The organism is Streptomyces sp. NPDC004647, assembly GCF_040609575.1.
GTDB lineage: Bacteria > Actinomycetota > Actinomycetes > Streptomycetales > Streptomycetaceae > Streptomyces.
The window spans coordinates 1-22,726 of the sequence record NZ_JBEXKU010000065.1 but is presented as its reverse complement, the minus strand read 5'-3'; the positions used below and the strand labels follow the sequence as shown (position 1 = coordinate 22,726).

Here is a 22,726-nt window from a genome sequence, read left to right as displayed (position 1 = left end):
CGCCGATCCGGCGTCCCGTCCACAGCTCCGGCCCTTCCCCGCACCTGTCGGGGGAGGGTCAGAGCCATTTCAGGGCGAACCACAGCTCCATGCGCACGTCCGGGTCGCCCAGATCGGTGTCGAGGAGCTCCGCGGCGCGGGCGATGCGCTGGCGCACGGTGTTGCGGTGGATGTCCAGGGCGACCGCGGTCCGGTCCCAACTGCCGTGCAGGGACAGCCAGACGCGCAACGTCTCGACCAGCGCAGGGGCACCTTCCAGCGCGGCGAGCCTGGTACGGGCGAGCGAGCGTGCCTCGTCCGCCGGGACGAGCGATCCGAGCCCGCCGACGGCGTCGGCCCGGTGCCGTACGAGGGGGGCGCGCTCGGCCAGCGCCCGGCGCAGCGCCCGCGCCGCCTCGGTGTCCCCGCGCGCCAGCTCCCCGGCGGGCACCGGCGGGCTCGCGCCCAGGCTCCAGCCGGGCTGAACCTCCACGGAACCGCCGCCCGGCACCAGCGCCCGCAGCTCATCCCCCTCGACGTCCACGAGCGAAGTGCCGAGCCCGGCCGCGAGTTCGGCCGCCCACAGCGGCTGCCCGGCCCGCGCCCGCCCCCGCCTGCGGCCGTGCACCACGGTCCACAGCGCGGCCGGATCCGGTGCGTCCTCGTCCCCTGCCGGCGCCCGCCCCGTCGCGGAGGCGTCGGCCCCGGACGGCCCGCCCCCGGACGGCCCGCGCCCGGCCGTACCGCGCCCACGTCCCGCCGCGCCACTGCTCCCCGGGCCGCCCCGTCCGCCGCCGGGCCGTGCCGCGGAATCGGCGCCTCGGGGAGCTGCTCCCGCCTGACCGGCCGGCGCCCCGGTGTCGCCCGCCGCCCCCGGCCCGGAGGCCACGAGCAGCGGCGCCACCGCCGCGGGATCGGTTCCCAGCATCAGCCGTACGAGCGCCGCCGAGCGGCCGGCGTCGGCGCCCGCGGTGCGGGGGCCCGTCAGCAGGGAGAGCAGGACGACGGCGACCCCGGCGATCGCGCCGTCGACCGCGTCGCGGCGGGCGGCGCACACACCGAGTGCGAGGCGGCCCTCCGCCGGAGCCGGGCCGGGCAGTCCGTAGACGCTCAGCTGCAGGTCCCCCGCCGTGTCGGCCGCGGAGGACGGACCGGGGCGCAGCCGTGCGGCCAGGGCGGTCAGGGCCGACCGGGCGTCGCGCTCGGGACGGATACCGGCGGCGGAGAGCTCGGCGCCGTCCTGGCCGAGCAGCACCGCCCAGCCGCCCACGTGCTGTGCCAGCTGCCGGAGCACGGCGGGCACCGGATGCGCCCGCGCCGCGGCGCTCGCCAGCGCCTGCTGCGCCTCGGTCATCCGGCGCAGCTCGTGGTGCCGCCGCTGGGCCATGGCCTGCCACATGGCGCGGGCCACGGCCGTGAACGTGGTCTGCCTGGGCACCTCGACCAGCGGCAGGCCGTGCTGGTCGCAGGCCTCCACCAGCGCTCGGGGCACCGTGTCGTGGACGGGGGCGATGCCGAAGCCGAGCGCCGCCGCACCCGCCTGGACCGTACGGGCCACATAGTGATCCCAGTAACTGCCGGTGCCCTCGGTGTCCGGACAGTGCACCCCGGCGCTGAGCAGCATCTCCCCGCCCAGCAGATACGGAACTGGGTCCTCCATCTCGCTGGTGTGCACGGCGTACACCGGCCTGTCCTCGCGCGGGCCCGCGACCTGGCGCAGACCGAGGCCGGGCAGGTCCAGCAGGACCGCGAGCGGTACGGGAACAGTCGGCGGAACGAGCTCGGTCATCGCCGGACTCCCATGGATGGTTCGTACGTCTCAGGACGCCTCGGTAGAAGAAACGTACACTTTCAGGCCACGTGGGCGACACCTAGGGTCACACCCCAGAACCCCGCCTTTCCGGCGGGAACGCCAATCGGACCGAGGAGCGCCCATGGCTGTCGACTACGCCGTAATCGTCGTCTATCTCGCGGGCATGCTCGCGATGGGCTGGTGGGGCATGCGCCGCGCCAAGTCCAAGAGCGACTTCCTGGTCGCCGGCCGGCGGCTGGGCCCGGCGATGTACTCCGGGACGATGGCGGCGATCGTCCTCGGCGGCGCCTCCACCATCGGCGGCGTCGGACTCGGCTACCAGTACGGGCTCTCCGGCGCATGGCTGGTTTTCAGCATCGGCTTCGGACTGCTGGCACTGAGCATCTTCTTCTCGGCCCGGATATCCCGGCTGAAGGTCTACACCGTCAGCCAGATGCTGGACCTGCGCTACGGCGGCACCTCCGGACTGATCTCCGGCATCGTCATGTGGGCGTACACCCTGATGCTCGCGGTCACTTCGACCATCGCGTACGCCACCATCTTCGATGTGATCTTCGGGCTCGACCGGGTCGTCGCGATCATCCTCGGCGGCGCCATCGTGGTCTGCTACTCGACCCTCGGCGGCATGTGGTCCATCACGCTCACCGACATGGTGCAGTTCGTGGTGAAGACGATCGGCGTGCTGGTCCTGCTGCTGCCGATCGCGGTCATCAAGGCGGGCGGCTTCTCCGAGATGCAGGCCCAACTGCCGGACAGCTACTTCTCCCCCATGAGCATCGGCGCGCAGACCGTCTTCACCTATGTGCTGATCTACTCCTTCGGCATGCTCATCGGCCAGGACATCTGGCAGCGCGTGTTCACCGCGCGCGGTGACAAGGTCGCCAAGCTCGGCGGCACCGCCGCCGGCGTGTACTGCCTGGTGTACGCCATCGCGGGCGCCGTCATCGGCACCGCGGCCAAGGTCCTGTACCCGAAGCTCGGCAGCGCCGACGACGCGTTCGCCACCATCGTCCGGGACGCCCTGCCGATCGGTGTGAAGGGCCTCGTCCTCGCTGCGGCGCTGTCGGCGGTCATGTCGACCTCCTCCGGCGCGCTGATCGCCTGCGCGACCGTGGCCAACAACGACATCTGGCAGCGGCTGCGCGCCAGGGTGACACCGGGCAGCGGTGACAGCGCCCCGCACGACGAGGTGAAGGACAACCGCGTCTTCATCCTGATCATGGGCGTCGCGGTGGTCGCCATCTCCATCATGCTCAACAACGTCGTCGAGGCCCTGACGGTCGCGTACAACCTGCTCGTCGGCGGGCTGCTCGTACCGATCCTCGGCGGACTGCTCTGGAAGCGCGGCACCGGCTCCGGTGCGCTCGCCTCGGTGGGCGTGGGCGGTCTGACCGTCCTGTCGCTCATGGCCTGGAAGGGCATCCTCGCCAACGAGCCCATCTACTACGGCCTGCTGGCCTCGCTCGCCGCGTATGTCGTGGTCAGCCTGGCCACGAAGCCGACCGACGCGGCGGTGCTGGCCGCCTGGCGCAAGCGGCTGGCGGGCGAGCAGCCCGTACCGGCCGAGACCGCGCAGGCCGTGCCGGCCGACGCCTGAGACCCCGCGCGCGGCGCCCGCCCCCCCGTACGGGCGCCGCGCGCGGCCTGCACCACCACTCCGCTTGCACCACAGCAAGGAAGGCTCCTCCACCATGAGCAGCGCGCAGCCGCGCAACGGCGGCGACCTCGTCGTCGAAACCCTCACCGCGCTCGGCGCGACCACCGTCTTCGGACTGCCGGGGCAGCACGCGCTCGGCACCTTCGACGCGCTGCGCCGCTCCTCGCTCGACTACATCGGGCTGCGGGTGGAGAACAACGCGGGCTTCGCCGCCGACGCCTTCGCCCGGGTGACCGGGGGCGTCGCACCGCTGCTCGTCTCGACCGGTCCGGGCGCGCTGATGACCCTCGCGGCGCTCCAGGAGTCGGCCGCCGCGTCCGCGCCCGTGCTGGGGATCAGCAGCCAGGTTCCGACCGCGGGCCTCGGTGGCGGCCGCAAGGGCTATCTGCACGAACTCGCCGACCAGAAGGCGTCGTTCCGCGACGTCGTGAAGTCCGTGCACACCGTCCGTACGGCCTCGCAGATCCCCTCCGCGCTCGCCGCGGCCTGGGCGTCCGCGCTCGAGGCGCCGTCCGGCCCCGTGTGGGTGGAAATCCCGCAGGACGTGCTGCTCGCACCGACGTCCGTACCGCCGGTGCTCCCCCTCGGCGCCGAGCCGCGCGCGCTGGCGCCCCGGCCGGAGCTGGTCGCCGAGGCGGTACGGCTGCTGGACGGCGCCGAGCGGCCGGTGATCCTGGCCGGCGGCGGGGTGGTACGCGCCGGGGCGCAGGAGGAACTGCGCGCGCTGGCCGAGAAGCTGGACGCTCCGGTGGCGACGACGTTCGGCGGCAAGGGCGCCTTTCCCTGGGAGCACCCCCTCTCGCTGCAGTCCTGGCTGGAGGACCGGCACACCACCGACTTCCTGGAGGAGGCCGACGTCCTGCTCGTCGTCGGCTCGGGGCTGGGCGAACTCTCCTCGAACTACCACACGTTCCAGCCGCGCGGCCGGCTCGTCCAGATCGAGGCGGACCTCGGCAAGCTGGAGTCCAACCACCCGGCGCTGGGCATCCACGCGGACGCCCGGCTCGCCCTGGGCACCCTCGCGGAGTCGGTCGCGCAGCGGCCCGAGGGGGACGCGGCCAAGGCGGCGTCCGGCCTGCTGACCCGGGTGCGGGACCGTATCGCCCGCCAGGGCCTGGAGGTGGAGCAGCAGGTCCTCGCGGCTGTCCGCGACGCGCTGCCCGACGGCGCCCCGAGCTTCTGGGACATGACGATCCTGGCCTACTGGGCCTGGTCCGCCTTCGATCCGCGCGGCGGCGCCATGCACTCCGCCCAGGGCGCGGGCGGCCTCGGCTACGGCTTCCCCGCCGCCCTGGGCGCCGCCGCCGCGGACCGCGCCAGGCCGGTGCTCGCCGTCTCCGGCGACGGCGGCGCGATGTACTCGATCGCCGAGCTGGCCACCGCCCGGCAGTACGGCCTGCCCGTCACCTGGCTGATCGTCGACGACGGCGGCTACGGAATCCTCCGCGAGTACATGGCCGACGCGTTCGGCGAGGCCACCGCCACCGAGCTGGCCCGGCCGGACTTCGTGGCGCTCGCCGAGTCCTTCGGGGTCCCCGCCGTGCGCACCTCGGCCGACCGGCTGGGCGACGATCTGGTGGCGGCTCTGGCTGCTCCGGGCCCGTCGGTCGTGGTCCTCCCGGCCCTGCTGCGGATGTTCGCTCCGACCCATCTGGCGGACCCGGCCTGACCAGGGCTCAGGTCCCCTCGGTGCTGGGCCCTGGTCCGGCGCCGGCCGGATCCCTGCCCGGGTCCGGCGCCGGTCCGGTCTCCTGCTCCGGTCCGGGACCGGTCCGGGACCGGATTCGCCCTGACAGTCGCACACCATCGGCTCATATGAGCCGTTCGAAGGAACCTGGCCGCCACCAGGTCCTACGAGCCGCCTCCCGCCTGCCCGAGTTCATACGGTGCAAGTGACCAATTGGGCTCGCGTCCGGTCACCCGGTCAGGGGAACGGACGGTCGTAGGTAAGCCGAGGTGTTCGCCATGGAGGCCCCGCCGGACAACGACGTGCTCTGGGCACGCTCCCTGCATTACGCGCACAGCGGGACCCCGGCCCTCACCGGGGTCTCCGTCGGCGCCCGCGAGGGCGAGATCCTCGCCGTCACCGGGGCACGCGGCAGTGGCAAGACGACGCTGCTGCGGTGCCTGGCGGGCCAACTGGTGCCGCAGAGCGGCGAGGTGTGGTTCAACAGCTCGCCGGTGCACACGCTGGGCCGGATGAGCCGCGAACGGCTGCGCCGGGACCGCTTCGGCTGGATCGACACAGAGCCCCAGCTGGTGCCGGAGCTGAGCGGCTGGGAGAACGCGGCGCTGCCGCTGCTGCTGCGCGGCACCCCGCACCGCGCCGCGAAGACCGCCGCCATGGAGTGGCTCGAGCGGCTCGACGTGGGCCACTGCGCCCGCAAGCGGCCCGCAGGGATGCTCCAGTCGCACCGGCAGCGCGTCGCGATCGCCCGCGCCCTGGCTGCCGAGCCGTCGGTGCTCTTCGCCGACGAGCCCTCCGCTCCGCTGCACCGGGCGGACCGCGCGCACGTGCTGCGCACCCTCACCACGGCGACGCGCTCGCACGGCATCACGGTCGTCCTCGCCACCCACGACGCGGACGTGGCGACGCTCGCGGACCGTACGGTCGTGCTGGTGGACGGCCGCCGGGTCGGCGGAATTCCCATGCCCGACACGGAGGGCAGGGCCGAGTGCTCGCTCTCCGTCTAGCACGCGGCACCCGCCCCCTGGTGCTGCTGCGCCGCCTGATGGTCGCCGCCGCCTCCGCCGGGGTCGGCTTCCTGCTGCTGTCCGCGCTCGGCCACGCGGTGGGGCACCCGGAGGAGGCGGCCGGCTCGGCCGCGCGGCTCCTGTGGTGCGTGGTGCCGCTGGCGGCGGTCGTGCAGCTCGCCGTCGCGGTCGCCCGTACGGACCCCGGGGCGCGCCCGCAGCCCGGGCTGTCCTCGGCCGGTTTCGGCCCGGTCGGGCTGGCGATGCTGGGCGCCGTGTCGACGGCGGTGTCCTGCACGCTGGGCAGCGTGTTCGCGCTGCTCGTCTTCCTGTACCTCCGCGGGGACCTGGCTGTCCTGCCGCTCGGCGGCGCCCGGGCAGACGCGCTCGGCGGGGGCGAGCCGATGCCCTTCGCGGCGGTGGTCACCCTGCTCTTCGTGGTTCCCGTGCTGGCCGGGACGGCCGCAGCGATCACGCTGCGGCCGAGGAAGCCGCGTCCCGGCGGCGCACCCGATCCGCAGCAGCCGGTGGCCGCCGGCGAAGCCACCGGAGCCAGAGCCCGGGCGACGATCTCCACGGGCCTTCCCTGGGGCGTTGCGCTGACGGCGGCCGGGATCGCCCTGGGGGCGTACGCGGGCGGCGCCACGCCGCCCTCGTCCCACAGCCTGCTGCCGCTCCCCGGCCGGCTGGACACCATTCCGCCGGGTGTCGTCGGCGGCTGGGTGCTCATCGCGACCGGTCTGGTGCTGGCCTGTCCCGGCATCACCCATCTGTGCGGAAGGCTGCTCTCCGCCGGCCGGCCGGGGTCGGTGCGCCTGCTGTCCGGCCGCGTACTCCAGGAGGAGGCCCCCCGCCTCGGCCGTCCGCTCGGCGTACTGTGCGCGGTCGCCGCGGGGGCGTTCGCCGCGACCCAGCTGTACGGAACGGCCCTCGACTCGACCGGCGACCGTCCGTTCGGCCCGCTGACGGGTATCGCGGCGGCGCTCGTGATGGCCTGCGCCACCGCGACGGTCCTGACGGCGGCGCTGGAGACCAAGGGCGCGCGCGCCGACATCACCGCGGCGCTGCTGCGGATCGGCGCCTCCGCCGGCCTGCTGCGCAGGGCGGCGGCTCTGCGCGCGACGGTGATGGTGGCCGTACTCGCCCCGATCACCTGGGCGGTCGCGGAACTGGCCGCGCTGCCGCTGTCCCACTGAGGCCGCAGTGCCCCGATGATGCTTCGGCGGTAGCCGCCGGACGGGCCGCCACCCCGGCGACAGCCACGTCCCCCGTCACGTCACTGCCACACGTGTGAATTCCTCGCCGGGTCACAACGGGCCGCGGCCTTCCGGCTGTTGACCGTCCAAGCCGTCGCCCTGTCTCCGTCGGCGCGGGGCCGCGCCCCCCGACGACCTCACCGGGGAGGCGTACGACAGTGAGGACCGTCACCCCTCTGAGCGCAGCACCACCACATCCGCGGCGGAAAACGCGGCGCCGACCCTCGCGCCCGGTTCCGGCGCGTCCCGCAGCGAGCACGCCGCTTCGAGCCGCGGGCCGCGGTCGGGCTCCAGCAGCAGCGCGACATGGTTGCCGCGGAACGTCCGTGCCGCCACCGTGCAGGGCAGCCCCTCGGTCACCGGGGCGAGCCGTACCCCGGCCGGGCGGACGAGCAGCCGGCACGAGCCCTGCGCGGTGCCGGCCGGTACGGGCACCTTGCCCCAAGGGGTCTCGGCGGCCTCGGCGTGCACCGTGGCCCCGACGACGTTGTCGAAGCCGAGGAACCGGGCCACGAATTCCGAGGCGGGCCGCTGCCACACCTCCAGCGGCGTACCCGTCTGTGCGATCCGGCCGTCCCGCATCACCACGACACGATCGGCGAGCGCGAACGCCTCCCCCTGGTCATGGGTGACCGCCAGCACCGTCGTACCCAGCCGGTGGAACAGCTCGCGCAACTCGACGACCAGCCGCTCCCGCAGGCTCCGGTCGAGCTGGCCCAGCGGTTCGTCCAGCATCAGCAGCTTCGGCTGCGGCGCGAGGGCACGAGCGAGGGCGACCCGCTGCTGTTCGCCGCCGGAGAGCTCCGCGACGCCCCGTTGCCGGGCGCCCGGCAGACCGACGAGTTCGAGCAGCTCACCGACCGTACGCTCCCGCTCGGCCCGCCCCGCCCCGTGCATCCGCAGGCCGAAGGCGACATTGCCGCCCACGTCGCGCTGCGGGAAGAGCTGGTGGTCCTGGAACATCAGGCCCACCCCGCGCCGGTGCGTGGGCACGCCGGTCTGGTCGCGGCCCGACAGCAGGACCCGGCCGGCGTCGGCCCGTTGGAGCCCGGCGACGACCCGCAGCAGGGTGGACTTTCCGCTCCCGCTCGGCCCCAGCACGCACAGCGTCTCGTGCTCGGCGACCTCCAGGTCCACCGCGTCCAGCGCGGTGCGCCCGCCGAACCGTACGGTCACGCCCTCCAGTCTCAGCAGCGCCATCTAGAACTCTCCCGAACGGTCGATGGGGGTTCCCCCGGGCGAGGACCGGGGGCGGATACGCTCCAGCGCCAGCAGTGCGGCCGCGCACACCAGCATCAGAATCGTGCTCAGGGCCATCGCCTGCCCGTAGTTCAGCTCTCCGGCACGCCCCAGGAAGCGGGCCACCGCCACCGGCAGCGTCGGGTTGCCGGGCCGCGCGATGAACACGGTCGCGCCGAATTCCCCGAGCGAGACGGCGAACGCGAAACCCGCCGCGACCAGCAACGCCCGCCGCACCAGCGGCAGATCCACCTCCCGCCAGGCCCGCAGCGGTGACGCGCCGAGCACGGCCGCCGCCTCACGCAGCCGGTCGTCCACCGCCCGCAGCACCGGCAGCATGATGCGTACGACGAAGGGCACGCCGACCAGGGCCTGGGCGAGGGGCACCAGCAACCAGGAATCGCGAAGGTCCAACGGCGGCTCGTCGAGGGTGATCAGGAATCCGAAGCCGACCGTCACGGCCGAGGTGCCCAGCGGCAGCATCAGCAGCACGTCGAAGCCCCGGATCAGCCGTCCCCTGTCTCCGCCCGCGGAGCCCGCGGACCGCCGGGTGAGCGCCGCGGCCGCGAGTCCTCCCACCACCAGGGCCATCACCGTGGCCACCACCGCGTACTGCAGTGAATTCCACACGGCCTGCAGCGGGGCCACGACGAAGGTCCCGCCGCTCGCGGCCGCCGACTCCAGCGCCCGGTAGAAGGTGAGTCCGTACCCGCCCGGGGCGGCGAGCGAGCGTTCCACCAGCACACCCAGGGGCAGCACGATCAGCAGTGCGATGACGGCCAGTACGCCCCCCAGCAAGGCCCATTGGCCGGTGCCCCGCGGTCGCCGCGCGGTGGAGCGCGCGTCCACCAGGGCCAGGGCCGTCTCGCGGCGCCGTACGGTCCAGGCGTGCAGCGCGAGCACACCGGCCACGGCGGCGAACTGCACCAGGGTGAGTACCGCGGCGGTCGGCAACTCCAGCAGCTGCGCGGTCTGCCGGTAGATCTCCACCTCCAGCGTGGCGTAGCGCGGCCCGCCGAGAATCTGGACGGCGCCGAAGGAGGTGAAGGTGAAGAGGAAGACCATCAGACCGGCGGCGGCCACGGCAGGTCCCAGCGCGGGCAACGTGACCCTGCGCCACGCGGCGAACCGGCCCGCGCCCAGAACCCGCGCGGCCTCCTCCTGGCGCGGGTCCAGCTGGGCCCACAGCCCGCCGACCGTACGGACGACCACGGCGTAGTTGAAGAACACGTGCGCGAGCAGGATCGCCCACACCGTGGTGTCCAGCCGGAAGCCCCAGAGCTCGTCCAGCATTCCGCCGCGCCCGAGCAGCGCCAGGAACGCGGAACCGACGACAACGGTCGGAAGCACGAAGGGCACCACGACGACCGCCCGCAGCAACTCCTTGCCGGGGAAGTCGAACCGGGCGAAGACGTACGCGCCCGGCAGCGCGATCGCCAGGGTGAGCGCGGTCGAGGCGGCCGCCTGCCACACGGTGAACCACAGCACCTGCAGAAGGTCCGGGTCGGAGAGCACCTCGCCGATCCGGCCGAACTGCCAGCGCCCGCCGACGCGTAGGCCCCGGGAGACGATGGCGGCCACCGGATAGGCGAAGAAGAGCCCGAAGAACGCGACGGGCAGGGCCATCAGCGCGAGGCGCAGCCCGGCCCCCGAACCCCGGGGGCCGCCCGCACCGCGCCGCCCGGGCTCCTTGGCGGCTGTTACTTCAGGACGAGCGAGGACCACTGCTTGACCCACTGCTCGCGGTTCTCGGCGATTTTCTCCGGGGCGAGGGTCGCCGGGTCGTCGATCTTCGCGCCGTACCGGGTGAACACCTCCGGCAACTTCGCGTCCCCGCGCGCCGGGTTGACGAACATCTGCAGCGGCACGTCCTCCTGGAACCTCTTGCTCAGCAGGAAGTCCAGCAGCGCCTTCCCGCCCTCGGCGTTCTCCGCGCCGTCCAGCAGCCCGGCGAACTCGGTCTGCCGGAAGCAGGTGCCGGTCGCCACCCCGGTCGGGCTCTCCTCGGGCTGCGGCTTCACACCCAGCACCTCGGCGGGCGGGCTGGAGGCGTACGAGACGACGAGCGGCTTGTCGCCCTTCCCCTTGCCGCCGCCGGAGCCGGAGAAGTGGTCGTTGTACGCCTGCTCCCAGCCGTCCACTACCTCGACGCCGTTGGCCCGCAGCTTCTTCCAGTAGTCCGGCCAGCCGTCGCCGTACTCCGCGGCCGTGCCGAGCAGGAACGCCAGCCCAGGGGAGGACGTGGCGGCGTTCTCGGTCACGAGCAGGTCCTTGTACTCCGGCTTGACCAGGTCGCCGAAGGTCTTCGGCGGAGCCAGCTTCTTGCCGGCGAAGTACTTGCGGTCGTAGTTGACGCAGATGTCACCGGTGTCGACGGGAGTGACCCGGTGCTTGTCCTTGTCGAGCCGGAGTTCCGGCCGGACCTGGTCGAGGCCCTTCGCCTCGTACGGGGTGAACAGGCCGGCGTCGAGGGCCCGGGAGAGCAGGGTGTTGTCGACACCGAAGAAGACATCGCCCTGCGGGTGGCCCTTCGTCAGGACGGCCTGGTTGACGGCCGCCCCGGCGTCGCCGCCGCGCAGCACCTTCACCGTGTAGCCGGTCTCCCGGGTGAACTGCTGCAGCACGGCCTTCGAGGCGTTGAAGGAGTCGTGGCTGACCAGGGTGACCGTCTTCGACTTCGAGCCGCCGGAGTCGGCTGAGTCTCCCGAGTCGCCGCAGGCGGTGAGCATCGTGATGCCCAGCGCGGCGGCCAGCGCGGTGGCGGTGGCTCTGATCGTGGTGGTGCTCACTGAAAGTTCCTCCTGGGTTACCAGGAAGAGACGCGGCCCCGCCCGGCGCTCGATGATGCGATGAGCGATGGCCGGGCGGGGCGCAACAGCTTGAGTGGCGACCGAACTCCCTACGCCGGAATGACCCGGTTCAGGTTCGAGGGTCTGCGGACTGACTGCTCCGCACTCTCAGCGCTGTGGCGCTCCCCTGTCGGAATGTGCATTTGTTCGAACACACACTAGCAACCGCGAGGGTGCTCCGACCCGGGGAGGGGACGGGGAACGGACGGGGTAGGGGCGCGAAGCGCTCAGCGCTCGGTGGCCGCCAGCTGCCCGCAGGCCCCGTCGATCTCCTGACCGCGGGTGTCCCGTACGGTCACGGGCACGCCGTGCGCCTCCAGCGCGGCGACGAACGCCTTCTCGTCCTCCGGCCGGGACGCCGTCCACTTCGACCCGGGAGTCGGGTTGAGCGGGATGAGGTTGACATGGACCCGGTGGTTCTTGAGGAGCCGCCCCAGCAGATCGGCCCGCCACGCCTGGTCGTTGATGTCCTTGATCAGGGCGTACTCGATGGAGATCCGGCGTCCGGACCGCTCCGCGTACTCCCAGGCCGCGTCCAGTACCTCGCGGACCTTCCACCGGGTGTTGACGGGCACGAGGGTGTCCCGCAGTTCGTCGTCCGGGGCGTGCAGCGAGACCGCGAGCCGGCACTTGAAGCCCTCGTCGGCGAACCTGTGCATCGCCGGCACCAGACCGACCGTCGAAACGGTGATCCCACGCTGTGAAATACCGAGGCCGTCCGGCTCGGGGTCGGTGAGGCGGCGGATCGCGCCGACGACCCGGTTGTAGTTGGCCAGCGGCTCGCCCATGCCCATGAAGACGATGTTGCTGAGCCGGGCGGGCCCGCCGGGGATCTCCCCGTCGCGCAGCGCCCTCATCCCGTCGACGATCTGGTGGACGATCTCGGCGGTGGAGAGATTGCGGTCCAGGCCCGCCTGGCCGGTGGCGCAGAACGGACAGTTCATGCCGCAGCCCGCCTGCGAGGAGATGCACATGGTGACCCGGTCCGGGTAGCGCATCAGCACGGACTCGACGAGCGTGCCGTCGAAGAGCCGCCACAGGGTCTTGCGGGTGGTGTCGTTGTCGCAGGAGATGTGCCGCATCACGGACATCAGCTCCGGCAGCAGCTCGGCCGCCAGCTTCTCGCGCGCCGCCGCGGGGATGTCGGTCCAGGCCGCCGGGTCGTCGGCGTACCGGGCGAAGTAGTGACGCGACACCTGGCCGGCCCGGAACGGCTTCTCACCGAGGGCCGCGACGGCCTCGCGGCGCTCGGCGGGAGTGAGGTCGGCGATGTGCCGCGGGGGCTTCTTGGCTCCGCGCGGCACGGCGAAAGTGAGTTCTCCGGGTACAGGCATGGTCCGACCAGTGTCGCAGATCGACCCGGGCGGCTCGGGCCACAGCGATGGGAGACCAGTCACCCTCGGGCCGCCTCGGTACCCGTCATCGTCGGCACGACCTCGTACGGCCCGGAGGCGGCCCGGATGTACGCGGTCATCCGCGCCGGCGGCGATCAGCCCGGTCCCCGAGCGCGAAAGCGGCTCGCCCCGGACAGTGTCCGGGGCGAGCCGCAAAGAGGCGCGCACATCTCAGCCGACGAAGATCACCATCAGCAGCCACACCACAGGCGCGGTAGGCAGCAGCGAGTCCAGCCGGTCCATGATCCCGCCATGTCCCGGCAGCAGCTTGCCCATGTCCTTGATCCCGAGATCCCGCTTGATCATGGACTCGCCCAGGTCGCCGAGGGTCGCGCTGGCCGCGACCGCCAGCCCGAGGATCAGCCCCTGCCACCAGGAGCCGCCGTCGATCAGGAACTGCATGCACAGCGCCCCGGCCACCATGGCAAAGGCCACCGCGCCGAGCAGCCCCTCCCGGGTCTTGCCGGGGCTGATGCGCGGCGCGAGCTTGTGCTTGCCGAACTGCCACCCCACCGCGTACGCCCCGGTGTCGCTGACGACGGTGAGCAACAGGAAGGTGAGCACCCGCCAAGCCCCGTCCTCTGCGGCCAGCATCAGAGCCACGAAGGTCGCGAGGAACGGCACGTAGAGGGCAGCGAAGACACCGGCGGTGACATCCCTGAGGTAGTCCTCGGGCGGCTCCGTCATGCGCCATACGAGGACCGCGAGCGCGGTGAGAGCCATCGCCACCGACGCGCCCTCGGCTCCGCGCACATAACCGGCGACGATCATGGCCGCGCCGCCGACGGCGAGAGGCACCAGGGGGACCCGGATGCCCTTCTTCTCCGAGAGCCGCGACGTCAGCTCCCAGAGTCCGACGACCACCGCGGCGGCGATCACCGCGACGAAGAGGGCCTTCACGATGAGCAGCGACGCGACGATCAGCGCGCCGAGGCCCACGCCCACCCCTATGGCCGCACGCAGATCACGCCCCGCGCGCTTCTTCTGCGCCGACGAGGGCGAGGACGACGCGGCGGGCTGCTGCGGCTGCCTGTGCACTGGGTGTTCCTCCGGCTGCCGCTGCTCGTCGCGGAACAGGGGGCCGCTCAGCCGAGCGGCCCCCCGGTCGCGGTCGTCCTGGTCTCGGCCTGCGCCGGGCACGATGGGCATGGGCCGAGTCTGCGCCGCGTCGGCAGCCCCGTACGCGGGACCCGCCGGGGGGAAACCCTGGTCGGACGCCCCCCAGAAGCCGGTGCCCGGCGGGGCACCCCAGGAAGAGTCGTTCATCAGACCTCGAGCAGCTCGGCTTCCTTGTGCTTGAGCAGCTCGTCCACCTGCGTGACGTACTTCGCGGTGGTGTCGTCGAGCTCCTTCTCGGCGCGGCGGCCTTCGTCCTCGCCGACGTCGCCGTCCTTGATCAGCTTGTCGATGCTCTCCTTGGCCTTCCGGCGGACGCTGCGGATCGAGATCTTCGAGTCCTCGCCCTTGTTCTTCGCGACCTTGATGTACTCGCGGCGGCGCTCCTCGGTGAGTTCGGGGAACGTCACCCGGATGATCCTGCCGTCGTTCGACGGGTTGACCCCGAGGTCGGAGTCGCGGATCGCCTGCTCGATGTTGCGCAGTGCGCTCTGGTCGAACGGGGACACCACCGCCATGCGTGGCTCCGGTACTGAGAACGAGGCCAGCTGGTTGATCGGCGTCAGCGCACCGTAGTACTCCGCCACGATCTTGTTGAACATCGCCGGGTGCGCACGCCCGGTGCGGATCGCGGCGAAGTCCTCCTTGGCGACCACGACGGCCTTCTCCATTTTCTCCTCGGCCTCGAGGAGGATCTCTTCGATCACCACTTGCTCCTGGTCTTTTGAGTGAGCACAGCTTCGCCCCTGCGCGCGTCTTCTCCTGCACGGTGTCCGACCGGCAGGCCCTTGTCCATCCCCGTGCCGGGCTGTTCGTGCGGCCCGGAGTTGCCCTTCCCCTCTCGGGGCACCGGCCGGAGCGTCAGGCCCGCGTCCCTTGGTCGCTGACGAGCGTGCCGATCTTCTCACCCTTCACCGCACGCGCGATGTTGCCCTCGGCGGTCAGCTCGAAGACGAGGATCGGAAGCTTGTTGTCCATGCACAGAGTGATGGCGGTGGCATCGGCAACCTTGAGGCCGCGGGTGAGCACCTCGCCGTACTCCAGAGCGTCGAACTTCACCGCGTCGGGGTTCTTCTTCGGGTCGGAGTCATAGACCCCGTCCACACCGTTCTTACCCATGAGCAGCGCCTCGGCATCGATCTCCAGGGCACGCTGCGCGGCTGTGGTGTCGGTGGAGAAGTAGGGCATGCCCATACCCGCGCCGAAGATCACAACGCGCCCCTTCTCCAGGTGCCGTACGGCCCTCAGCGGGATATACGGCTCCGCAACCTGTCCCATGGTGATGGCCGTCTGGACACGGGAGTCGATGCCCTCCTTCTCCAGGAAGTCCTGCAGAGCGAGGCAGTTCATCACCGTACCCAGCATGCCCATGTAGTCGGACCGTGCCCGGTCCATACCGCGCTGCTGAAGCTCGGCACCACGGAAGAAATTACCGCCGCCGATGACGACGGCGATCTCCGCCCCGCCCCGGACCACCGCGGCGATCTCCCGCGCCATCGCGTGCACGACGTCGGGGTCGACGCCCAGTGCCCCTCCGCCGGCGAATGCCTCACCGGACAGCTTCAGCAGGAAGCGGCGGCGTTTGCTGCCGTGGTCGCTGTTGTCGGCCTTGTCGGCGCCCTGATTCATGGAGATCTCCTCGTGCACATACGAGAAGGCCATTGCCGGTGGGATCTTGTCGAGCCCTCTGCGGCAATGGCCTCCTCGTCACATCTGCGGTCGTCCGGCGCATAGGCGGCCGACTGCACCCGACCCTAGCGGGTCGGGCGTATTCCGTCGCGAACGGAGCTGCTCGGGTCAGACGCCGACCCGGAAGCGGGCGAAGCGCTTCAGGGTGACGCCGGCCTCGTCCAGGACCTTCTTGACGGACTTCTTGTTGTCCTTGGCGAACGCCTGGTCGAGGAGCACGTTCTCCTTGAAGAAGCCGTTCACCCGCCCCTCGACGATCTTCGGCAGGGCGCCCTCGGGCTTGCCCTCCTCGCGAGCGGTGGCCTCGGCGACGCGACGCTCGTTCTCGACGGTCTCGGCGGAGATGTCCTCACGGGAGAGGAACTTCGGCGAGAACGCGGCGATGTGCTGCGCGACGTCCTTGGCGACCTCGGCGTTCTCCTTGTCCAGCTCGACCAGAACGCCGACCTGCGGGGGCAGGTCCGGGCTGGTGCGGTGCAGGTAGGAGGCGACGAAGCCGCCGGAGAACTGCGCGAAGCGGTCGAGGACGATCTTCTCGCCGAGGGTCGCGTTGGCCTCGTCCACGTACGCCTGGACGGTCTTGCCGGCCTCGATCTCGGAGGCGAGCAGGGTCTCCAGGTCAGCCGGGGAGGTCTTGGCGACGTGGGCGGCGATCTCGTCGGCGACGACGATGAACTTGTCACCCTTGGCGACGAAGTCGGTCTCGCACTTGAGCTCGACCAGCACGCCGGATTTGTTGTCGTCCGCGAGACGCGCGACGACCGCGCCGTTCTCGGCGCTGCGGCCCTCGCGCTTGGCGACGCCCTTCTGGCCCTTGACGCGCAGAATCTCGACGGCCTTGTCGACACTGCCCTCGGCCTCGTCCAGCGCCTTCTTGCAGTCCATCATGCCGGCGCCGGTGAGCTCGCGGAGCTTCTTGACGTCAGCGGCGGTGAAGTTCGCCATGGTCTGTCAATCTCTTCTCGGAAAGTCGATTGGATCTACGGGTGGACGGCGGGGGCACCTACCCCCGCCGTCATCAGCCGTGACGCTGCGGTGGTCCGCGGGGTGACCCGCGGACCGCCGCAGAAGGTCAGGCCTGCTCGGCGTCCGCCGCCGGGGTCTCGGCCGGGGCCTCAGCCGGGGTCTCGGCAGTGGCCGCGGCGGGGGTCTCGGCAGGAGCCTCGGCCGGGGTCTCGGCAGAAGCCTCGGCGGTCTCGGCCGGGGTCGCCGCGGGAGCCTCGGCGGCAGCCGGCTCGTCGGCCTTCTTGTCGCCCTCGAGCAGGTCGCGCTCCCACTCGGCGAGCGGCTCGCCGGCCTTCTCGCCCGGCTTGGTGTCGCCGGTGGCGGCGCCGGAGCGGGCGATGAGGCCCTCGGCGACGGCGTCGGCGATCACGCGGGTGAGCAGGGTGACGGAGCGGATCGCGTCGTCGTTGCCCGGGATCTTGTAGTCGACCTCGTCCGGGTCACAGTTGGTGTCGAGGATCGCGACGACCGGGATGTGGAGCTTGCGCGCCTCACCGACGGCGATGTGCTCCTTCTTGGTGTCCACGATCCAGACGGCGCTGGGCACCTTCTGCATCTCGCGGATACCGCCGAGGGTCTTCTCGAGCTTGGCCTTCTCGCGGGAGAGGACCAGGAGCTCCTTCTTGGTGAGGCCGGACGCGGCCACATCCTCGAAGTCGATGAGCTCGAGCTCCTTCAGACGCTGCAGGCGCTTGTAGACGGTCGAGAAGTTGGTGAGCATGCCACCCAGCCAGCGCTGGTTGACGTACGGCATCCCGACGCGGGTCGCCTGCTCGGCGATGGCCTCCTGGGCCTGCTTCTTGGTGCCGACGAACATGACGGAGCCGCCGTGCGCGACGGTCTCCTTGACGAACTCGTAGGCGCGGTCGATGTACGACAGCGACTGGAGCAGGTCGATGATGTAGATGCCATTGCGCTCCGTGAAGATGAAGCGCTTCATCTTCGGGTTCCAGCGACGGGTCTGGTGCCCGAAGTGGACGCCGCTCTCCAGCAGCTCCCGCATCGTGACGACGGCCATGGCCGTACTCCTTGCAATTCTCGGTTCCACGCCGGCCGGGCGGCCGCCGTGCTGCCTGACGCCCCGACGCGCCTGCCACGGAAAAGAGCTTCCGAGGACCGAGGGGCGCGGCCGCCGTGCTTCCCGAGAGGGATTGATGCAACGGCGGCGGGGCGTGCGAAGTCGACCCGGTGACCCGGATCGCCACCAGAAGTGTACGTGACCGCCGAACCACGGAGCGACACGCATAGAGGGCCCGGAACCGGACTCCGGGCGGACTCGGGGCACGATCGACTCGGAACGGGAGGAGCCGCCGTGGTTGCCATGGCACCAGCGGTGACACCGGCGCGCGGGTGCGGCTGAGCGCCTCGGACTCACGCTGCCTTGCGCTCACCCGCACGGGTGGCCGGGCTGTCCACAACCGGCCGGTAGTCCACAGATTGTTCCCATGATCCCCGCGAAGCCGGGGCGTGGGACATCGTCCGCTCATGGGACACAAGGACACTTCCCCCGCCCGAGGTCGTCGCCCTGCCGGCTGCCTCGCGCGCAGCGCACCGGGCATCCGGCCTCCGGTAGCCGGCGCCCGCCATCAGGCCGGTTCATGGCGGAGCTGTGCCGGGCCGTCGCGGTCCTGCTCCGGATACCGAAGACGCGATGCCCTGCTCACGGCGCCTGCGGCAATGCGCTTGGTCATGCCGCTCCTGCTCGGCGCCGTGCTCGTCGCCCCGCTGATCGCCTCGCTGGTCGCCTCGCTTGCCGCGCCTGTGGCGCCTGTGGCCTGGGCTGTGAGTGGTCCCGGTCCAGGGGAGGCAGCGCGGCGCCCGGCGGTCTTCGATGCGGTGGCCGCTACCGCGGCCGGCACGGTGTCCGGGACCGCGGCCACCCGCTCGGCAGAACACGGCGCCGAGGGCCGGGCGTGGCCCGTGGACGGCGCCGGAGGCAGCCTGCGCCCCATGATCGTCAAGGGCTGGGAGCCGCCGCCCTCCCCGTACGCGGCGGGCCACCGTGGGGTGGACCTCGCCGCGCGACCCGGCCGGACGGTACGAGCCGCCGGCGCGGGCCGGGTGGCTTACGCAGGCAGCGTCGCAGGACGCCGGGTGCTCTCGATCGAACTGGACGACACAGGCGCTCCCCCGCTCCGCATCACCTACGAGCCGGTACGGGCGAGCGTGCGGAAGGGTGACCGGGTGACGGCGGGGCAGCCGGTCGGAACGCTGGACGACGGTCCCTTCCACTGCCATTCCGGCTGCCTGCACTGGGGCCTGCTGCGGGGGAAGCGTTATCTGGACCCGCTGTCGCTCCTGCCGGCCCGGCTGCTGCGCGGCGGCCCCTCCCGGCTCCTGCCGGTCTTCGGCATTCCTGAGCCCTCGCACACCTCGCCGGTCGGAGGATCAGCCCTGCACACCGCGCAGAGCCATCGACACGGCGGCCTCGGTGATCCGCTCCGGGTCCTCGGCCGCGCCGAGCTCGATACGGCGAACCGCGGCGTCCACCACACCTTGCAACAGCATCGCGGCCAGCCGAGGCTGTTCGTGGCCGAGCTCTCCGAGTGCCTCGACGATCATGGCGATCAGGCCGCCGTGGGCGGCGCGGATCTTCTCGCGGGCACCGGCGTCCAGCTCGCCCGCGGAGATCGCGACCACCGCCCGGTGCCGCCGGTCGCCGACGAGCGCCAGCTGCTGCCGTACATACGCCTCGATCTTTCCCTCGGGCGTGTCCACCCTCTCCATGGCGGCTTCGACCTCCGCCGCCCAGATCGGGAAGTCGACGGCGCACAACTCCTCGACGACTGCCGCGCGGGAGCGGAAGTACTCATAGACGGAGGACCGAGCCAGCCCGGTGCGCTCGGCGAGGGCCGGGAAGGTCAGGGCGTCCGTACCGCCTTCGGACAGGAGGGAGCGGGCGGCGTCCAGCAGGGCGCCGCGCTGCATGGTCCGGTGCTCGGCCACTGAGGCCGCTCGAATCCTGGGCACGCATCCACTCTACGGACGCGGCGTCCGGTGCGGCACTCGGTGGCACGAAGACCCAGGAAGGGACAGGGAGGAGACCAGGAAAAGTGAAACGCGGAAGGGACGATTCAGCGTCCGACGTCAGCCAGCTTCGCCCGCAGCTGCAGCACGGACTTCGTATGGATCTGGCTCACCCGGCTCTCGGTGACACCGAGGACCTGCCCGATCTCCGCGAGGGTGAGCCCCTCGTAGTAGTAGAGGGTGACCACGGTCTTCTCCCGCTCCGGCAGGGTGTTGATGGCCCGGGCGAGCAGCCGCCGCAGCTCGCGGTCCTCGGCCACCTCCACCGGGTTGTCCGCGGCGGTGTCCTCCAGTGTGTCCATCAGACTCAGACGGTCGCCGCCCTCGCCGCCGACGTGCAGCAACTCCTCCAGCGCGACCACATTGGCCAGGGACAACTGGCTGAACACGTTGTGCAGTTCGTAGAGCCCGATCCCCATCTCGGCGGCAACCTCCGCCTCGGACGGGGTACGGCGCAGTGCGGCCTCCAGCGTGGCGTAGGCGCGCTCCACGGCGCGCGCCTTCTGCCGGACCGAGCGGGGGATCCAGTCGAGCGCCCGGAGTTCATCGATCATCGCCCCGCGGATCCGGGTGATCGCGTAGGTCTCGAATTTGATGGACCGGCCGGGGTCGAACTTCTCGATGGCGTCGATGAGCCCGAAGACGCCCGAGGACACGAAGTCCGCCTGATCGACGTTGGGTGGCAGGCCGACGCTGACTCGGCCCGCCACATATTTCACCAGTGGTGAGTAGTGCAGGATGAGCTGTTCCCGCAGCCGGCTGTCGGCCGTGGCCTTGTACGACCGCCACAATTCGTCGAGCGACGAGGGCGCAGCGGGGCGCACGCCGCCGCGAGCGGCGGGTGGTACTGCCGCGCGGTCAGACCCGGAGGTGTGCTGAGGCATGCGTCGCCTTGAGCCGTTCTGACGTCACCGGGGTGAGGACGTCTGTCTTGGTCGGAACGCTTGTGAGCGTAGCGTGACTGGAGCGTCGCAGTGTGCGAAGACTGCGGGGTCGGGCCTGCGCAGATACGTTCCGTTGACCGCACCCCAGGGTTAATGCCACAAGGGCGCGTGTCGGCCGTGAACAGAACACAAAGTCGGCTGTTGCGGTCATCGGGCCAACCCTGTCACCCGGTCGCAGCAGGTCAAGGACCGCCTCGCCGGTCAATGCCGGAACCCCGGGGATACCGGGCCAACTGCCACCGTTCGCCGTGCCGTTCGACGAACCCCAGTGACTGCAGTTCGTACAGTTTTGCCAACGCGTCGTCATATCCCGTGCAGGCGCCCCGGGCGATCCGCCCCGGGTCCGCTCCTGTCCACGCGGGCAGCGCCTCCAGCACCCGCGCCGAGACCGGGTCCAGCAAGTCCCGCGGGACGACCGGCCCGCGGCCCTCGGGAGCCAGGTCACCGATGCTTCCCACGAGTTCGGTCACTTCTGCGGCGTCGGTGACAAGCGCCGCCTCTCCGCGCAGCAACTTATGGACGCCGGCGGACAACCCGGAGGTCACGGGCCCGGGGACACCCATCGTGAACCGGCCCAGCTTCTGCGCTTGCCGCGCCGTCACCAGAGAGCCGCTGCGGTACTTCGCTTCGACCACGACCGTCCCCCGGGTGAGCGCGGCGATAACGCGATTGCGCAGCACGAACCGGCTGCGCGTCGGATGCCCTCCCGGCGGCAACTCCGCGACCAGCAGTCCCTGTTCGGCGATCCTGCCGATCAACTCGGCGTGGCCGCGCGGATAGGCCACGTCCACACCACAGGCGAGAACGCCGACGGTCGCGCCACCCGCGCCGAGTGCCCCCCGATGAGCGGCACCGTCCACTCCATAGGCAGCGCCGGAGACCACGGTCCAGCCGGTCTCGGCGAGCCCCGCGCCGAGCGTGGCGGCCACATGGGCACCGTAATCCGTGCAGGCACGCGCCCCGACGACCGCCACGGACCGCAGCGCCCATATCCGCAGCGACGGGCGCCCGCGCACCCACAGCCCGATCGGACGGGCATCCCCCAAGTCGTCGAGTTGCCGGGGCCACTCACGGTCGCCGGGGCAGACGAAACGCCCTCCGACCGCCTCGACGTCGGCAAGGTCCGCTGCCGGGGCGAGCTCGGCCGCCCGGCTGCGGTATCCGGCCATCCGCTCCGCGCTCACCTCCGACGGAGGCTCTCCCGACCCGGCGAGCAGCCGCAGCACGCCGCGGGGTCCGAGCCGTCTCAGCCACGCGCCGATGAGCTCATCGCCCGGCTCGACGATCCTGGTGAGCGCCGCCCGCGCCCAACGGTTCTCGTCGCTCTCACCCGGGTCAAGCCCACCCCGACCGGCCTCACCCCAGTCCGGCTCACCCCCGTCGAGCTCACCGTCGATCTCAACCGCCCGCCGCCCCTCATCGGTCACGGTCTCAGCAGCACGCGCGCTCCCCCTCATCGCGAACCTCCGGCCATGACCACACCGCGGCTGATCCCGGTGCGCAGTTGCAGGGCGTGAGCCACGTCCTGCGCCTCAGGGTTGTCCCGCCCGGCCAGGTCTGCGACGGTCCAGGCGACCCGTAGCACGCGGTCCAGCCCCCGGGCGGTGAGCATGCCTCGCTCCATGTCGCACTCGGCCTCCCGCATCGCCCCCCGGGCCGGCTGCCAGCGCGTGCGCAGCTCGTGACCGGGCACTTGGCTGTTGAGCCGCCAGGGAGTGTTGGCCAGTCGTGCCGTGGCGCGCTCCCGGGCCTCCCGCACCCGACCGGCCACCACGCGGGTGGATTCGCCCGCGGTGCCCTCGCCCATCAGCTCCGTCCGACTGACGGCCTCCACTTCGACCCGTAGGTCCACCCGGTCCATCAAGGGCCCCGACAGTCTCGACTGGTAGCGGCGGACCACGGAAGGCGGGCACTCGCAGCCGGTGCCGTGCAGCGAGTGGCGCCCGCACGGGCACGGATTCGCGGCGAGCTTGTGGACGGGGTTGAGAACTGACCGTTGACCGCTTCAGTGCCTTGGCCCCGACGGCGGTGGCGACCTAGCACAGTTCCTTGTCGTTGCTGCCT

The 22,726-nt window shown here is 71.7% G+C and carries 17 protein-coding genes, 2 pseudogenes and 1 riboswitch; of the genes and pseudogenes, 5 read left to right on the top strand and 14 right to left on the bottom strand.

The annotated features are described in order from the left end of the window. Positions 1-58: 58 nt before the first annotated feature. Positions 59-1,768, bottom strand: coding sequence for a PucR family transcriptional regulator (locus ABZW18_RS25380; protein WP_356191358.1), 1,710 nt, complete (start codon positions 1,766-1,768; stop codon positions 59-61). 145 nt (positions 1,769-1,913) lie between these two features. Between ABZW18_RS25380 and ABZW18_RS25375 the strand changes: the two genes are divergently transcribed. The 4 genes from ABZW18_RS25375 to ABZW18_RS25360 all read left to right on the top strand — a co-directional run bounded on the left by ABZW18_RS25375 (position 1,914) and on the right by ABZW18_RS25360 (position 7,339). After that, complete coding sequence (locus tag ABZW18_RS25375; RefSeq protein ID WP_356191356.1) at positions 1,914-3,389, top strand: sodium:solute symporter; 1,476 nt, start codon at positions 1,914-1,916, stop codon at positions 3,387-3,389. 94 nt (positions 3,390-3,483) lie between these two features. Further along, positions 3,484-5,118, top strand: a complete 1,635-nt coding sequence (locus ABZW18_RS25370; protein WP_356191354.1) for a thiamine pyrophosphate-binding protein — start codon at positions 3,484-3,486, stop codon at positions 5,116-5,118. 296 nt (positions 5,119-5,414) lie between these two features. Then, positions 5,415-6,143: an ATP-binding cassette domain-containing protein gene (locus ABZW18_RS25365; RefSeq protein ID WP_356191351.1), complete on the top strand. Its 729-nt coding sequence runs from the start codon at positions 5,415-5,417 to the stop codon at positions 6,141-6,143. Then, a complete protein-coding gene (locus tag ABZW18_RS25360) occupies positions 6,125-7,339 on the top strand; it encodes a hypothetical protein (protein WP_356191349.1) in 1,215 nt (404 codons plus the stop codon). Before ABZW18_RS25365 ends, ABZW18_RS25360 begins: the two co-directional genes overlap by 19 nt. A gap of 228 nt (positions 7,340-7,567) precedes the next feature. On the opposite strand, the gene ABZW18_RS25355 is transcribed toward ABZW18_RS25360, so the two are convergent. The 9 genes from ABZW18_RS25355 to rpsB form a co-directional block, all read right to left on the bottom strand. Further along, entirely contained in the window at positions 7,568-8,599 is a 1,032-nt protein-coding gene (locus ABZW18_RS25355; protein ID WP_356191347.1) for an ABC transporter ATP-binding protein, read from the bottom strand. Beyond that, positions 8,600-10,264, bottom strand: a complete 1,665-nt coding sequence (locus ABZW18_RS25350) for an iron ABC transporter permease (RefSeq protein ID WP_356191405.1) — start codon at positions 10,262-10,264, stop codon at positions 8,600-8,602. Positions 10,265-10,338: 74 nt separating this feature from the next. Further along, entirely contained in the window at positions 10,339-11,367 is a 1,029-nt protein-coding gene (locus ABZW18_RS25345; RefSeq protein WP_356191403.1) for a thiamine ABC transporter substrate-binding protein, read from the bottom strand. Between the two features lie 149 nt (positions 11,368-11,516). Beyond that, positions 11,517-11,626: riboswitch (TPP riboswitch) on the bottom strand. Positions 11,627-11,714: 88 nt separating this feature from the next. Further along, on the bottom strand, positions 11,715-12,821 hold the full coding sequence (gene rlmN / locus ABZW18_RS25340) for a 23S rRNA (adenine(2503)-C(2))-methyltransferase RlmN (protein ID WP_356191344.1): 1,107 nt from the start codon (positions 12,819-12,821) through the stop codon (positions 11,715-11,717). Between the two features lie 231 nt (positions 12,822-13,052). Continuing rightward, complete coding sequence (locus tag ABZW18_RS25335) at positions 13,053-14,147, bottom strand: phosphatidate cytidylyltransferase (RefSeq protein ID WP_356191342.1); 1,095 nt, start codon at positions 14,145-14,147, stop codon at positions 13,053-13,055. Further along, positions 14,147-14,704 carry a ribosome recycling factor gene (frr, locus tag ABZW18_RS25330; RefSeq protein WP_356191339.1) on the bottom strand — a complete coding sequence of 186 codons (558 nt, stop codon included), beginning with the start codon at positions 14,702-14,704 and terminating at the stop codon, positions 14,147-14,149. The genes ABZW18_RS25335 and frr overlap by 1 nt, the downstream gene beginning before the upstream one ends. 154 nt (positions 14,705-14,858) lie before the next feature. Then, on the bottom strand, positions 14,859-15,626 hold the full coding sequence (gene pyrH, locus ABZW18_RS25325) for a UMP kinase (protein WP_356191401.1): 768 nt from the start codon (positions 15,624-15,626) through the stop codon (positions 14,859-14,861). A 168-nt stretch (positions 15,627-15,794) separates the two neighbouring features. Then, positions 15,795-16,631 (bottom strand): translation elongation factor Ts, encoded by an 837-nt coding sequence (gene tsf, locus ABZW18_RS25320; protein WP_356191337.1) that lies wholly within the window; start codon positions 16,629-16,631, stop codon positions 15,795-15,797. A 127-nt stretch (positions 16,632-16,758) separates the two neighbouring features. Then, complete coding sequence (gene rpsB, locus ABZW18_RS25315; RefSeq protein ID WP_356191334.1) at positions 16,759-17,709, bottom strand: 30S ribosomal protein S2; 951 nt, start codon at positions 17,707-17,709, stop codon at positions 16,759-16,761. 467 nt (positions 17,710-18,176) lie between these two features. On the opposite strand from rpsB, the pseudogene ABZW18_RS25310 reads away from it, so the two are divergent. Continuing rightward, a pseudogene (locus ABZW18_RS25310) lies at positions 18,177-18,920 on the top strand (M23 family metallopeptidase); the annotation flags it as partial. A gap of 159 nt (positions 18,921-19,079) precedes the next feature. On the opposite strand, the gene ABZW18_RS25305 reads toward ABZW18_RS25310, so the two are convergent. The 4 genes and pseudogenes from ABZW18_RS25305 to ABZW18_RS25290 form a co-directional block, all read right to left on the bottom strand. Continuing rightward, the gene (locus ABZW18_RS25305; protein WP_356191399.1) at positions 19,080-19,637 is read right to left on the bottom strand and encodes a helix-turn-helix domain-containing protein; all 558 of its coding nucleotides are present in this window, start codon (positions 19,635-19,637) and stop codon (positions 19,080-19,082) included. Between the two features lie 128 nt (positions 19,638-19,765). Beyond that, positions 19,766-20,602 (bottom strand): RNA polymerase sigma factor WhiG, encoded by an 837-nt coding sequence (gene whiG, locus ABZW18_RS25300; protein WP_356191332.1) that lies wholly within the window; start codon positions 20,600-20,602, stop codon positions 19,766-19,768. A gap of 242 nt (positions 20,603-20,844) precedes the next feature. After that, positions 20,845-21,948, bottom strand: a complete 1,104-nt coding sequence (gene dprA, locus ABZW18_RS25295) for a DNA-processing protein DprA (RefSeq protein ID WP_356191397.1) — start codon at positions 21,946-21,948, stop codon at positions 20,845-20,847. A gap of 167 nt (positions 21,949-22,115) precedes the next feature. Then, a pseudogene (locus tag ABZW18_RS25290) lies at positions 22,116-22,631 on the bottom strand (ATP-binding protein); the annotation flags it as partial. Positions 22,632-22,726: the final 95 nt, after the last annotated feature.

Coding starts and splice junctions, on each gene's coding strand:
- ABZW18_RS25380 (WP_356191358.1), bottom strand. CDS start 1,768: ATGACCGAGCTCGTTCCGCCGACTGTTCCCGTACCGCTCGCGGTCCTG.
- ABZW18_RS25375 (WP_356191356.1), top strand. CDS start 1,914: ATGGCTGTCGACTACGCCGTAATCGTCGTCTATCTCGCGGGCATGCTC.
- ABZW18_RS25370 (WP_356191354.1), top strand. CDS start 3,484: ATGAGCAGCGCGCAGCCGCGCAACGGCGGCGACCTCGTCGTCGAAACC.
- ABZW18_RS25365 (WP_356191351.1), top strand. CDS start 5,415: ATGGAGGCCCCGCCGGACAACGACGTGCTCTGGGCACGCTCCCTGCAT.
- ABZW18_RS25355 (WP_356191347.1), bottom strand. CDS start 8,599: ATGGCGCTGCTGAGACTGGAGGGCGTGACCGTACGGTTCGGCGGGCGC.
- ABZW18_RS25350 (WP_356191405.1), bottom strand. CDS start 10,264: ATGGCCCTGCCCGTCGCGTTCTTCGGGCTCTTCTTCGCCTATCCGGTG.
- ABZW18_RS25345 (WP_356191403.1), bottom strand. CDS start 11,367: ATGCTCACCGCCTGCGGCGACTCGGGAGACTCAGCCGACTCCGGCGGC.
- rlmN (WP_356191344.1), bottom strand. CDS start 12,821: ATGCCTGTACCCGGAGAACTCACTTTCGCCGTGCCGCGCGGAGCCAAG.
- ABZW18_RS25335 (WP_356191342.1), bottom strand. CDS start 14,147: ATGAACGACTCTTCCTGGGGTGCCCCGCCGGGCACCGGCTTCTGGGGG.
- pyrH (WP_356191401.1), bottom strand. CDS start 15,626: ATGAATCAGGGCGCCGACAAGGCCGACAACAGCGACCACGGCAGCAAA.
- tsf (WP_356191337.1), bottom strand. CDS start 16,631: ATGGCGAACTTCACCGCCGCTGACGTCAAGAAGCTCCGCGAGCTCACC.
- rpsB (WP_356191334.1), bottom strand. CDS start 17,709: ATGGCCGTCGTCACGATGCGGGAGCTGCTGGAGAGCGGCGTCCACTTC.
- whiG (WP_356191332.1), bottom strand. CDS start 20,602: ATGCCTCAGCACACCTCCGGGTCTGACCGCGCGGCAGTACCACCCGCC.